Annotated in this window: 13 protein-coding genes; 1 reads left to right on the top strand and 12 read right to left on the bottom strand. The window is 37.0% G+C overall.

Translation table 11 applies throughout. From position 1 onward, the window contains the following. Positions 1-14 precede the first annotated feature (14 nt). The 4 genes from ccpA to DN410_RS21520 all read right to left on the bottom strand — a co-directional run bounded on the left by ccpA (position 15) and on the right by DN410_RS21520 (position 3424). Entirely contained in the window at positions 15-1013 is a 999-nt protein-coding gene (gene ccpA, locus DN410_RS21540; RefSeq protein WP_001103288.1) for a catabolite control protein A, read from the bottom strand. Positions 1014-1448: 435 nt separating this feature from the next. Further along, complete coding sequence (locus DN410_RS21530) at positions 1449-2468, bottom strand: CamS family sex pheromone protein (RefSeq protein WP_149177994.1); 1020 nt, start codon at positions 2466-2468, stop codon at positions 1449-1451. 117 nt (positions 2469-2585) lie between these two features. Continuing rightward, on the bottom strand, positions 2586-2912 hold the full coding sequence (gene ytxJ / locus DN410_RS21525) for a bacillithiol system redox-active protein YtxJ (protein ID WP_001057467.1): 327 nt from the start codon (positions 2910-2912) through the stop codon (positions 2586-2588). Further along, positions 2912-3424, bottom strand: a complete 513-nt coding sequence (locus DN410_RS21520) for a DUF948 domain-containing protein (protein ID WP_149177993.1) — start codon at positions 3422-3424, stop codon at positions 2912-2914. Before DN410_RS21520 ends, ytxJ begins: the two co-directional genes overlap by 1 nt. Positions 3425-3610: 186 nt before the next feature. On the opposite strand from DN410_RS21520, the gene DN410_RS21515 reads away from it, so the two are divergent. Further along, entirely contained in the window at positions 3611-4726 is a 1116-nt protein-coding gene (locus tag DN410_RS21515; RefSeq protein WP_000654724.1) for an aminopeptidase, read from the top strand. 38 nt (positions 4727-4764) lie between these two features. On the opposite strand, the gene DN410_RS21510 is transcribed toward DN410_RS21515, so the two are convergent. From DN410_RS21510 to DN410_RS21475, 8 genes are all read right to left on the bottom strand, one after another. Next, the gene (locus tag DN410_RS21510) at positions 4765-5199 is read right to left on the bottom strand and encodes a hypothetical protein (protein ID WP_149177992.1); all 435 of its coding nucleotides are present in this window, start codon (positions 5197-5199) and stop codon (positions 4765-4767) included. Beyond that, complete coding sequence (locus DN410_RS21505) at positions 5196-5600, bottom strand: PH domain-containing protein (protein WP_149177991.1); 405 nt, start codon at positions 5598-5600, stop codon at positions 5196-5198. Before DN410_RS21505 ends, DN410_RS21510 begins: the two co-directional genes overlap by 4 nt. A gap of 99 nt (positions 5601-5699) precedes the next feature. Continuing rightward, complete coding sequence (locus DN410_RS21500; protein WP_149177990.1) at positions 5700-6254, bottom strand: GNAT family N-acetyltransferase; 555 nt, start codon at positions 6252-6254, stop codon at positions 5700-5702. 55 nt (positions 6255-6309) lie between these two features. Further along, on the bottom strand, positions 6310-7215 hold the full coding sequence (locus tag DN410_RS21495; protein ID WP_149177989.1) for a DMT family transporter: 906 nt from the start codon (positions 7213-7215) through the stop codon (positions 6310-6312). Further along, entirely contained in the window at positions 7205-7618 is a 414-nt protein-coding gene (locus tag DN410_RS21490) for a MerR family transcriptional regulator (protein ID WP_149177988.1), read from the bottom strand. The genes DN410_RS21495 and DN410_RS21490 overlap by 11 nt, the downstream gene beginning before the upstream one ends. Positions 7619-7740: 122 nt before the next feature. Further along, on the bottom strand, positions 7741-9051 hold the full coding sequence (gene murC, locus DN410_RS21485) for a UDP-N-acetylmuramate--L-alanine ligase (protein ID WP_000219454.1): 1311 nt from the start codon (positions 9049-9051) through the stop codon (positions 7741-7743). 251 nt (positions 9052-9302) lie between these two features. After that, positions 9303-10421 carry a nicotinate phosphoribosyltransferase gene (locus tag DN410_RS21480; protein ID WP_000658365.1) on the bottom strand — a complete coding sequence of 373 codons (1119 nt, stop codon included), beginning with the start codon at positions 10419-10421 and terminating at the stop codon, positions 9303-9305. A gap of 61 nt (positions 10422-10482) precedes the next feature. Continuing rightward, positions 10483-13079 (bottom strand): DNA translocase FtsK (locus DN410_RS21475; protein WP_149177987.1); only part of this gene is annotated, 2597 nt, incomplete at its 5' end.

The following is a 13079-nucleotide window of genomic DNA, read 5'->3' as shown; positions in this document are numbered from 1 at the left end:
GAGCTTTTTTATACTTACTTCGTTGAATCTCTAAATTGGATACGGTGAGGTAAGATAACAGTGTGATCTTCCACTTTTTCTTTGTTCATATACTTCGTTAATAGACGCATTGCTACTGCACCGATATCATACATTGGTTGTACAACTGTCGAAAGCTGCGGGCGTACCATTAATGCTAAGCGTGTATTATCGAAACCAAGTACTTCTACATCAGTTGGTACGTTTAATCCAGCGTCTTGTGCTGCGTGGATTACACCTAGTGCCATTTCATCAGAAGATACGAAGATCGCTGTTGGCTTTTCATCAATGCTCCAAAGCTTTTCGAATGCTTCAATACCTGAATCATATGTGTAATCTCCATCGATTATAAGATTTTCATCATATGAAATACCTGCTTCTTCTAAAGCTTTTTTATAACCTTGTAATTTCTTTGCGCTTCCCGCTTTATCAATGAAAGGACCAGAGACGAAACCGATACGCGTATGTCCTTGCTCAATAAAGTGCTTCATTGCATCGTATGCTGCTTGTGTATAATCAATATTTACTGATGGCGTTTCATTTTTCTCATCGAATGACGCTGCTAATACAATCGGTACTGGAGACTTTTTAAATTCTTCAATATGAATGTCTGTAATATCTTCACCCATGAAAACAATTCCGTCCACTTGTTTTCCAAGCATCGTATTTAATAAATGGAATTCTTTCTCTTTGTTTTGGTCAGAGTTACTTAAAATGATGTTGTACTTGTACATTGTTGCGATATCTTCAATTCCACGCGCAAGTTCCGCATAAAACGTATTTGAGATATCAGGGATAATAACACCCACTGTAGTTGTCTTCTTACTTGCTAGTCCACGTGCTACCGCATTTGGGCGGTACCCTAAACGATCAATTGCTTCTAATACTTTCTTTCTTGTTGTAGGCTTTACATTTGGGTTACCGTTCACAACACGTGATACGGTAGCCATTGAAACGTTCGCTTCGCGCGCTACATCATAGATTGTTACGTTCATCTCATCGCACACTCCTTCTATTTTTGTTATCTATTTTTATGTATCGGTTACTTGAATGAAAAAAAGACATCAACTCTATTTGCAGATGCCACCAATCGTCCCGAGTTCTTCCTTTTACTAATGATACGATAAAAACGCAGGCTCATACAATATTTTCCCGCAAAAGTTTCGAAAAAATTCGCTTCTTTTCTCGTATTTTCGTATTTTTTATGAAAAAAAGAGCATTTTTTGTAAAAATATAGATGTTCCATAATAAAAAACCTTATTTTAAGCAGTACGATTGTAAATGAAATTTATATCGGCGATTTTTTAAATATATCGACTTACCAATAAAAATCGACAATGACAGTCAATATACAATAAGAGAAAGCTGTTCCAAAATGCTTTTTAGAACAGCTCCTTAAAAATTCTTATCGTTTACTTCCAAATGATTTTTTATAAGAAGGAAACAAACGGCTTATCGCTGTTTTTCTCTTTTATAATAACAGCCTCGATTTTACTCTCGGACTTTATCTGCAATTGTACTTTCGCATCTTTAGGCAATTTCTCTAACATACTTTGAGCAGCCATTTGAGTAAGGGCCATTAATTCTGTTTTACCGTTATATTTAATAACAATATTCATATTTAATGTATCCATTTGCTGCTGTTTATACGAAACTTTAGCATTGACTGGAATGTAATCTCCAGGAGAAAACTTTTTTATTGACTCAGCAAATTCATTTATTTTTGTATTATCTTCTCCATGTGCTTGTTTAAATTCATCAGAAGGATATGAATATGCTTGTTCATCAATCGTACCCCAGTTTCCAAGATTTGTATCATTCTTTTGAACAGTAGCACTAGCAATATACGTACCATTTTTTAAAGAACTTGTATTTTCTTGCTTAAAGATCGCAAACGTAATTGGAGATTTGTTATATTTATCGTTTTTGTTAATAGCTTCTATAAGTTGTTTAGCAACTTCAGTACCTTTAGAAATGGCCTCTTCATTAGACACACTTGAAGACATAGCTAAACCAATCGTAACGCCAGATAAACTTAATTCGTTTGAATTCTGCTTTCCGAAATAGTCTTGTTCGATAATGTTCGTCAAAACTGGCGCTTCTACTTTCGCGACTAGTTCATCAATTAACTTCTCCGGAATGTACTGATTTAATTGAAGCACATGATTTTCTGTATCAAATTGCCCTTTTGCAATATTCATTAAACCATTTTCATATTCTGCTAAATCTAATTTAGAATTTGTTTTTATATTAGCTGTATTAATGACCTTTTGTTCTTTTAAAGGAATAACAGTTCTATAATAATCTTTAGAAACAGCCGTTCTTGGAATCATACTTTTTTCTTTCGTATCCTTTTGTATAACTTCATCCTTCTTACTAATCGTATTATTACTACTACAAGCTCCCAGTAGTAAACTTACGACCGCGAAGGATAATGCCATTTTCTTCATTACTTAAAACCTACTTTCAACAATCTAGTTATTTAGTTTGAACTATTAACAGTTTACCATTAAATATATTTCAACAAAAACAAAAAAAAGAAGCAAGCACCTTTCGCTTGCTTCTTTTTACTTAATATTCTCTTCTAAAGCATCTTTTTTAATGTTCCAATGAGACGTATTCCATACTACCATCCCATCTTTTATGTATAACACTTGCGGAGATTCATGTCTAATGCTGTATTGTTCTGCAACACGATTCGAAACATCTCTCGCATCTTGTACGTATAAATAGTAAGCTGGTACTGCTCTTTCTTCACTACAATACGCTTGAAACTCTGTGTATGCACCATGACTAATCGGACATGTCGTGCTATGTTTAAAAAGAACATATGGCTCATTCTTTTCCACTAATACTTCAAGCTCTTCAATTGTTTCGAGTTTTGTCATATTCATCAAGATTCACCTCTCATACGAAGTCTAGAGCGCTTCTCTTTCTTCTCTGCTTTTTTCTCAAGCCTTTCTAGTTTACGCTCTTCTTTTTCAATCTTCTTCTCTTGTCTTGTTGCACGATAATGATTGTATACTTCAATTGCTGCGCTACTCCATTGTACAACTTGCGCTACTTTATCTGCATTATTTTCAATTTCGTCCGTAACAGACTCTGATACATTACGAAGTTTCGTATTTAAAGAATGGATTGTCGTTCCAATTCCATCTACACCTGCTACTACTTTATTTAACGACTGTGACTTCTGTTGAATATCATCAGCTAACGCATTTGTCTTATGTAATAATTGCTCTGTCTCTACGCTAATTCCTTGCATTTGCTTTTCTAAACCTTCTAACGTGCTTGCAACGTTTTCTAACGTCTTTTGAACCGATAACAACGTTCTGCATACATACACTACTAATACAGCGAAAGCAACCGCGATAATAGCCGCACTTACATATAAAAGAACTTGCATTTCATCACTTCCTTTATCTTTTTCTTACTTTCCCCTATTATACAATCATTTGCCGTTTCATTCTAATCCCTATATTCCATTAGAATTTTCATACTTATTCGTTAACTTTAACATAAATGATTCAACAAATTCCACTAAGTAGGTTACAATAGGAGAGGATACATAATTAGTAGGGAGGCTTTACATATGAAAGATCCACGCATTGAAAAGTTAGCATACAATTTAATTAACTACTCTATTCGCTTACAAAAAGGCGAAAAAGTATTAATTGAAAACTTCGGCTTACAAAAAGAACTTGTAACTGCACTTGTTAAAGAAGCATATGCAGCTGGTGGTTTCCCATTCGTTTCTTTAAAAGATCATCAAGTAGATCGCTCTTTATTAATGGGTGCTACTGAAGAACATTTCGAACAAATCGCTGCATATGAAGCAAGCGTAATGAAAGATATGGACGCTTATATCGGTCTTCGCTCTGGCGATAACATTAACGAACAAGCTGACGTTCCAAGTGAGCGAATGAAAGTTCACGGCCAAACAGTTGGTAAGAAAGTTCATAGAGACATCCGTGTTCCAAAAACGCGCTGGGTTGTTCTTCGCTATCCAAATGCTTCTATGGCACAGCTTGCTAAAATGAGCACAGAAGCTTTCGAAGACTTCTACTTCGAAGTTTGTAACTTAGACTACGGTAAAATGGATAAAGCGATGGATAGCCTTGTCGCATTAATGAATAAAACAGATAAAGTTCGCTTAACTGGTCCTGGAACTGATTTAACATTCTCTATTAAAGACATTCCAGCTATTAAATGCTCAGGTCATTTAAACATTCCAGACGGTGAAGTATACTCTGCACCAGTTCGTGATTCTGTTAACGGTACAGTTTCTTACAACACACCATCTCCTTACAACGGTTATACATTTGAAAATGTACAACTTAAATTTGAGAACGGTCAAATCGTTGAAGCAACTGCAAACGATTCAGAACGCATTAACAAAATCTTCGATACAGACGAAGGTGCACGCTACGTTGGTGAGTTCGCAATCGGCGTAAATCCATACATCTTACATCCAATGGGCGATATCCTATTCGATGAAAAAATCGATGGCAGCTTCCACTTCACACCTGGACAAGCCTACGAAGATGCATGGAACGGCAACAACTCAAACATTCACTGGGATTTAGTATGCATCCAACGCCCTGAATACGGCGGCGGCGAAATTTACTTCGATGACGTACTAATCCGTAAAGACGGACGATTCGTTGTATCTGAATTAGAAGCTTTAAACCCAGAGAACTTAAAATAATAATAAAAACGCTCGGGATTTCTCCGAGCGTTTTTTTATTAATACTTTAATAACTCTTTCGCCACATCTTCTGGCACTTTAAAACTCATTTTCTTATTTTTCATTCCAACTTCAACATAAGGTACATCTTTATATACTGTCAGCGTACCAATTTCATGTAACTCTTTTTTATCTTTACTCGAATCCAATAATTTCGGTGTATCCTCTTGATACATTTTAAATGTTTTCCCTTGCGGAGTATCTAAAGGAGCCGATTGCATTTCCCACTTATCCATTTTCATGACTTCAAACAGCTTTTCAATTTCTTTCTTATCGGTAATTACTTTTTTCTCACTTGAATCAGTAAGTGATTCAATTTCAACTTTTTGTGCCTTTTCTAAGTTCATATCTGCTTTTTCCTTCTTCGTACTACATCCTATTAAAAGAATAGATGCCGTTAATAAAAGCACAAACAACGTACAGATTCTTTTCATTTCTTACCCACCATTTCTATTTTCACATGTGGATTCTCTTTTTCTACAAGCGACAAAAACTGCTCCATATCTTGCGGCATCGCAACCATATGTACTTTGTATGCATTCGTCGTAATTTCAAGGTACTTCCCAACTTGACGAACAACTCTAATATCTTTTAATACAACATCATCATTTAAAATACCGTACTTTAATACACCATCTTCTACTTTATGCTTTTTAATAAATATTTCCCAAACGAGTGGTACATTTACAATGAAGCATAGCCCCATCCCAATCAGCGCTGAAATCCACTGCTCTTTATTTGTGAAAAGCATGACAATTGGATACACAAACATAAAAGCTAACGTGAGACTCACGAAAATTACTGCTGATTTACTTCTTTGAATTGGAAAGTCCATACCTACACCCCCTAACCAAATTATACCACTATTTCCATTTTAATTAATAAAAAAGGCCATTTGCAAATGACCTTTTTAAACAATCTGTCATAAAATTTCTTACTCACCTTGAATCTCTTTCCATTCTGAAGCTAATAAACTATATACAGCAATATCCTGAAAATGATCATATATCCATTCTTCATCTCTTAAAATACCATCTAATTTAAACCCTAAACGCTCTGGAATCGCGCGGCTTTTTGCATTTTCAACACCGCACCGAATTTCAACTTTATTCAGCTTTAAATTTTCAAATGCATAGTGAAGTACAGCCTTCACACTACGCGTCATAATACCTTTCCCACCAGCATCTTCCGCAAGATAATACCCAAGACTCGTCGCTTTCTTCCCCCAGCTCACTGGATGAATGCCTACCATCCCAACGAGCTTTCCTTTGTAGCGTATACCACTTTCAAAACCGTCGCCCTCTGCAAATTTCTTTAACCACATCGGGAAAATTTCATCATAAGCATCCGCAGATTTCGTCCCATCTACCCAAGGAAGCCATCTTCGTAAATGATTACGGTTTTGATCTAATAATTGATATAATTCCTCTTTATGATGTTTTTCTAATAATTGTAGTTCGATTTCGTCATCTACTCGGAGTGTGAACATGTTTTTAGTCCCCTTTTTAGTTTTCTTATTATTCTAACACTTATAGATGTAAAAGTTAAATATTAACACTTTCTTTTGATTTTCTTTGTATAAAACCAGAAGAATACAATACTCCCGTAATAACTAATATCATTCCTACAGATTGTGCAGATGTTATATTGACTCCTTCAATAAAAGAAATAAGCATTGTAACAACAGGCACTAGATTAAAAAATAAAGATGTCCTTGCTGCCCCAATTTGAGCAATTCCATTATTCCACCATAAGTAACCAAGCACACTCATTCCAATTGCCATAAAGAGAATCGCTCCCCATGCCAACAAAGGAATTTCTAAAACTGGTACTATACTTTTTTGTGTAAAAGATATGATAATAAAGGCAAGTGCACCAATAGTCATCGTATATGTCGTCGTTTGTATTGGATTACCAGTTTTAATAAACCTTCTGCCTAGCACGCCGTATAACGCCCAGCAAATATTCCCTAATAAAATATAAAAATCCCCTTTTGAAAATGATAAATGTTGTAGTATTGTAAACGAACCCTGTGTAAGTACAAAAACAACGCCAATTAGTGCAAGTAACATTCCAATACCTTGGCGCTTCACAATTTTCTCTCGTAAAATGACACTTGCTAACAGCGTCGTAACGAGAGGATTTGTCGCCATAATAAGTGCACCATTAACAGCTTCTGTATATTTCATTCCTAAAAAGAAAAAGAAGTTAAAGCCGAATACACCAACAATACCTAGCAAAAGGTAATAGGTCCTATTCTGCATCCATACTTCCAAATCAAAATCTTTTCGTATTTTTAACAAACATAACATCACAAATGCAGCAATCCCAAAACGCCATGCTGCTATATGAATTGCTTCGAAATACTGCACCGCATATTTCGAAGCATTAAATGTCCCACCAGTAAATATCGCAAAACCTAATAACTGCGTATATACTTTATTTTTCATTGCCGGCCTCCAAGTCTTTTTCTTCTAGAAAACCGTAATAAATTTCTAACTTCTCCTCCGTTAGCTGAACAACTTTTTGCAATTGTTCCTGCTGTTCTTTTAATCGCTCCAAGTGCGTTGTTAAAATGGAAATTCTCTTTTTTACTTTCGCTGGTACTTCCTCTTTCTTCTGCCTAATTTCATCTATAATGCACCCATCACTTGCAAACTCAGCCATCTCTTCTAATGACATCCCTGTTTGTTTTAATGAATATAAAAATTTTAATAAACGTACATCGCCTTCTGTATATTGACGAATACCGCTATTTCGCGTTGGTGGTGGTAATAAACCTAATTTCTCATAGTAGCGCAAAGTGTGAATGCCCATCCCTGTTAATTCTGCTACTTCACCGATTTTATACATGTTCTCTCCCCCTTGTTTATACATTTTCATCTTACAACCTAGAGTTAGCTCTAGGTCAATACATAAATAAAAGTTGAACACAACAAAAAAAAGACGCACAGCCAAGCTGTGCGTCTTTTCTATTACTTCTCTGCAACTTGAACTTCTTTTACGTAAGCTGCTTCGAATTTTTGGATGTCTCCTGCGCCCATGAAAATAAGAACGCCATTTTTATGTTTCTTTAACACATCTGTTGTTGTATCTGTAATTAGTTCTGCACCGTCAATACGCTTCTGCAGATCTTCGATTGTTAATTCACCTTTGTTTTCGCGCGCTGATCCAAAAATATCACATAAGTATACTTGGTCAGCTTTGCTTAGGCTTTCTGCGAACTCATCTAAGAACTTTTCTGTACGTGAGAATGTATGTGGCTGGAATACAGCGACAACTTCACGCTCTGGATGTTTTTGACGAGCTGCTTCAATCGTTGCGTTAATTTCTGTCGGATGGTGTGCATAGTCATCGATGATAACTTGCTCTCCCATTGGCTTTTCATTAAAGCGACGTTTTACGCCTTCAAAAGTTGTTAATTGATGTTTAACTGCTTCTACATCAACGTTTTCATAATGGCAAAGCGCGATTACTGCTAATGCATTTAATACGCTGTGATTGCCGTATCCAGTAATTTTGAACGTATCATAGTACGTATTACGAACGAATACATCGAATATTGTACCATCTGTTCTCTTTTGAATGTTACGTGCTTGGAAATCATTATCTTCTCCAAATCCATAGAAAATAACAGGTACTTTCGCTTGAATTTTTTGAAGTTCTTCATCATCACCACATGCAATAATACCTTTTTTCACTTGCAATGCCATCTCTTGGAATGCACTGAATACATCATTGATGTCTGAGAAATAATCTGGGTGATCGAAATCAATGTTTGTCATAATTGCATAGTCTGGATAGTAAGACAAGAAATGACGACGATACTCACAAGCTTCAAATACAAAATACTTACTATTTTCTACCCCATGCCCAGTTCCATCTCCAATAAGGTAAGATGTTGGGTGTGCACCTTGCATTACATGGGCTAACAAACCTGTAGTTGATGTTTTTCCATGTGCACCAGTTACAGCAACACTTGTGTACTGATTCATAAGGTCACCTAAAAAGTGATGGTAACGATGTACTGGGATATTTAATTCTTTTGCTGCTACGATTTCTTCATGCGTATCAGGAAACGCATTTCCTGCGATAATCACTTGTCCTTCTTTAATATTATTTTTATCAAAAGGAAGGATGGAAATACCACGCTTTTCCAATGCTGTTTGTGTAAAGAAACGCTTTTCATAATCAGACCCTTGAACAGTATGCTTCATGTCATGAAGAATTTGTGCTAATGAACTCATTCCTGTTCCTTTAATTCCTACAAAATGGTAAACTGTCATCTTAAAGAACCTCCAACATTTCGAACTAATACAACGGCCTATCTATAAGACAGTATATGAATCTTTTCTTATTTTGGTAATCATCATACATTTCTGATGAAGTGAAGTTCTCTTTTATCTTCACTTATCAGGATAAACACGTACGTACTTCTTTTATGTCCATAACAAACTTATTATAGCAAAAAACCAGCTGTTATACTATGATAACAGAAAAACTGATAGGGTCAATCACCTATCAGTTTTTCTCTATTTTACATATCTTCTCTTGTTTCCAATTGAACACGCTCTAAACGTGGATTTGGACGGTATTTACGACCAGCCTTAGCTTCTGGTTTTCCATTTAATTCTACGTTGTCACCAGTAAAGCCAATATTCATTTTTAATAAGCTACTTCCTACGCCGTATATATCGACAGGAACATTTTGAGCTTCAAATTCACGAATACGCTTCTCATCAAACCCACCAGTTACAACGATATCTACATGTTGGAACCCTTCCTCATCAAGAGCCTTACGAAGTGCAAATACAAGCGATGGGTTTACACCACGTGGATCGAAGGTTCCAAGTACTTCTGGATGACGAATGAAGTATTGATCAATCATTGTACGAGACGTATCGACACGTACACCTTTTAATGTTGATCCAAATTCACGTGCTACGCGAAGTGCATCTGTAATGACATCATTGTTATAATCAATTAGTACGACTAATTCATCTTCTGGGAATTTTTTATGATATGCTTTTGCCGCTTCAACAACATCACCATTAAACATTTGAATTAGTGCGTGAGGCATTGTCCCCATACCACTCTTGCCCCACCACTCATTCATTGCATGCGTCGCTTGTGCGCTCATACCTCCGATGTATGCCGCATAACCATCACCCGCTTGTTGCGTATAATGATCATCACGATCTCCCATGAAAATAACTGGTTTTTCTTTATCTACACTACGTGCAGCTTGGACAACGTTATATACGTTTGTCGCAACTGATGTACGACGAGCTAAAATCCCATCAATTACACCTTCTAAAAATCCGAAATTTTCATAAGGACCATGAATTGTTAAAACTGTTTCAAACGGACTAATATTATCGCCATCCTTTAAAGAATGAATTTCTAATTCCTCAGGATTTTTGGCAAATGTTTGTAGCAATGCGATTACTTCATCTGTTCCGCAAAGTACTGCATTCTCTTTTTGGAAAAACTGCATCGTTACAACACTTTTCGGGCGAAATTCTTCAATGATTTCTCTAGTTTTTAAAAAGTAAACGGCGGAGAACCAACCTTCTCCAACACGCTCATCAAATTTAAATGTTTTATTTGTTAGTCGATTTATTTCACCTTTTAATTTTAATTCAATTTCTTTCATGTCGCTTTACTCCCTACTTTACTATCCAACATTTTCTCTTAGTATACAGCAAAACCTGCTACTATACATTTGTTTCCTGCATAGCAGCAAATTCATCCTCAGAAATAAGAACATCTCTCGGCTTTGTTCCTCTTGCTTCAGAAATAATCCCTTGCGACTCCATCTCTTCAATGAGGCGGGCCGCGCGATTATAACCGATGCGGAATTTTCGCTGTACAGAAGATGTGGACGCTCCCCCTTGTTCTACAACAAATTGACATGCTTCAAAGAACAATTCATCTTCCGACTCAGCCTGTTCTGTTTTCGCTAATAAATCCTCTTGCTTAAATAAGTAATTCGGTTTCATTTGCTTTCTCACATGATCAACTGTCTTTTCAATCTCATCATCCGATACATATACGCCTTGTACACGAACTGGCTTAGATGTACCGTTCCCTAAGAATAACATATCACCACGGCCAAGTAATTTCTCCGCGCCCCCAATATCGATAATCGTACGCGAATCAACTTGAGATGATACTGTAAACGCAATACGCGTTGGAATATTTGATTTAATTAAACCTGTAATAACATCTACAGATGGACGCTGCGTCGCAACTAATAAATGAATACCACAAGCACGTGCTTTTTGCGCAATACGACAAATCGCTTCCTCAACATCACCAGGTGCTACCATCATTAAATCGGCTAACTCGTCAATGACAATAACGATATAAGGTAATGTCTCTCCCGGAATGTCTCGCTCACTTACAATTGTATTATAGCGAGTTAAATCACGAGCCCCTGCGTGCGCAAACAATTCATAACGGCGCTCCATTTCTTCAACTGCCCACTTTAATGCAGCTGTCGCTGCTTTTACATCCGTAATAACAGGCGCTACAAGATGCGGAACAGAATTGTATGGTGCAAGCTCAACCATCTTCGGATCGATTAACATTAACTTCACTTCATGTGGTTTCGCTTTATATAAAATACTCGTTAAAATTGCATTAATGCACACACTTTTACCAGAACCCGTTGCACCTGCAATAAGTCCGTGTGGCATTTTTCGAATATCCGTTACAATCGGATCGCCTGAAATATCAAGCCCAAGCGCAACTGTAAGTGGTGATTCACTCTTTGTAAATACAGGACTTCTTAAAATTTCACGAAGAAATACTGGCTTACTTTCTTTATTTGGAACTTCAATTCCAATCGCACTCTTCCCTGGAATCGGCGCTTCAATACGAATATCTTTCGCAGCTAAACTTAACTTAATATCATCACTTAAGTTTGTAATTTTATTTACTTTCACACCTGGATCTGGCTGTACTTCAAAACGAGTTACTGCCGGACCTTGCGATACATGAATAACATGTGCGCCAACGTGGAAATTATTAAACGTTGTATCTAATAATTCTTTCTGTTCTTCCAACCATTCCGTATTATCTAACGCTGCTTGCTGTGGAATTTCCAACAATGTTAATGGCGGAATAGCGTATGTCGGTGGTGTTTGCAGTACATTTCGCATATCGTTCTCTCTTTGATTTACAACATACGCCTTCTCTTGTACTTCCGTACTTGAAATTGGCTCTTGCACTTGCTCTACCACCACTTGCTGCATTGGTTTCTCTTCCACTTGTGGTTCTACTGCCACTTGTTGCACTGGGCGTTCTCCCACTTGTGGTTCTACTGCCACTTGTTGCATTGGTTTCTCTTCCACTTGTGATTCTACCACTACTTGCTGCATTGATTTCTCTTCCACTTGTGGTTCCACTGCCACTTGCTGCACTAGTGTTTCTTCCACTTGTGGTTCCACTGCCACTTGCTGCACTGGTGTTTCTTCCACTTGTGGTTCTACTGCCACTTGTTGCACTGGTGTTTCTTCTACTTGTTGTACAGGCTTATTCTCTACTCGTTCACTCATAGAAGATTGTATTGCATTCGCTCTAGCCGCATGTCTTTCCATTAATCGTGTTCTATCTTGTTTCAACATAACAACATTAAATGGTACGTGACGCTTTTTCTCACGTTTTGGTTCTTCTTTTTGTACAACTGGCTGCTCTTCTGCAATCGGTGCTTCTTCTACAATTTGTTGCTCTTCTATTACCGGTGTTTCCTCTACAAATCGTTGCTCTTCTACGAACGGTGTTTCCTCTACAACTCGTTGCTCTTCTACGAACGGCGTTTCCTCTACAACTTGTTGCTCTTCTGCAACCGGTGTTTCCTCTACAACTCGTTGCTCTTCTACGAACGGTGTTTCCTCTACAACTCGTTGCTCTTCTACGACCAGTGTTTCCTCTACAACTTGTTGCTCTTCTGCAATTAAAACATCCGCGAAGCTTTGAACATCTTTCTTCGTTTGTTCATCAGCCTCAGCAACATGTATGAACTCATTCTTTTGTTCAATTGCTTCATTTAACAATATTTCTTGCTGCGTTTCCTCAAGTGTTACAGATTCCGCTTCTGCAATTGCTTCTACTTCTTCTGATTCTTCTGCTTCTGCAATTACTTCCACTTCTTCTAGTTCTGCAATTACTTCTACTTCTTCTAACTCTTCTGCTTCTGCAATTACTTCCACTTCTTCTGGTTCCGCGATTACTTCTACTTCTTCTAACTCTTCTGCTTCTGCAATTACTTCCACTTCTTCTGCTTCTGTAATTACTTCTACTTCTTCTT

It is taken from the genome of Bacillus sp. SH5-2 (assembly GCF_008368905.1).
Classification (GTDB): Bacteria; Bacillota; Bacilli; order Bacillales; family Bacillaceae_G; genus Bacillus_A; species Bacillus_A luti.
The sequence above is the reverse complement of the archived record's forward strand: the minus strand, read 5'-3'. Positions and strand labels throughout refer to the sequence as shown.

What these genes read in the sequence shown, in the direction of transcription:
- DN410_RS21500 (WP_149177990.1), bottom strand. Translation starts at nt 6,254, where the DNA reads ATGTTCACACTCCGAGTAGATGACGAAATCGAACTACAATTATTAGAA.
- ytxJ (WP_001057467.1), bottom strand. Translation starts at nt 2,912, where the DNA reads ATGAATATGACAAAACTCGAAACAATTGAAGAGCTTGAAGTATTAGTG.
- murC (WP_000219454.1), bottom strand. Translation starts at nt 9,051, where the DNA reads ATGACAGTTTACCATTTTGTAGGAATTAAAGGAACAGGAATGAGTTCA.
- ccpA (WP_001103288.1), bottom strand. Translation starts at nt 1,013, where the DNA reads ATGAACGTAACAATCTATGATGTAGCGCGCGAAGCGAACGTTTCAATG.
- DN410_RS21495 (WP_149177989.1), bottom strand. Translation starts at nt 7,215, where the DNA reads ATGAAAAATAAAGTATATACGCAGTTATTAGGTTTTGCGATATTTACT.
- DN410_RS21530 (WP_149177994.1), bottom strand. Translation starts at nt 2,468, where the DNA reads ATGAAGAAAATGGCATTATCCTTCGCGGTCGTAAGTTTACTACTGGGA.
- DN410_RS21490 (WP_149177988.1), bottom strand. Translation starts at nt 7,618, where the DNA reads ATGTATAAAATCGGTGAAGTAGCAGAATTAACAGGGATGGGCATTCAC.
- DN410_RS21515 (WP_000654724.1), top strand. Translation starts at nt 3,611, where the DNA reads ATGAAAGATCCACGCATTGAAAAGTTAGCATACAATTTAATTAACTAC.
- DN410_RS21505 (WP_149177991.1), bottom strand. Translation starts at nt 5,600, where the DNA reads ATGGACTTTCCAATTCAAAGAAGTAAATCAGCAGTAATTTTCGTGAGT.
- DN410_RS21520 (WP_149177993.1), bottom strand. Translation starts at nt 3,424, where the DNA reads ATGCAAGTTCTTTTATATGTAAGTGCGGCTATTATCGCGGTTGCTTTC.
- DN410_RS21510 (WP_149177992.1), bottom strand. Translation starts at nt 5,199, where the DNA reads ATGAAAAGAATCTGTACGTTGTTTGTGCTTTTATTAACGGCATCTATT.
- DN410_RS21480 (WP_000658365.1), bottom strand. Translation starts at nt 10,421, where the DNA reads ATGAAAGAAATTGAATTAAAATTAAAAGGTGAAATAAATCGACTAACA.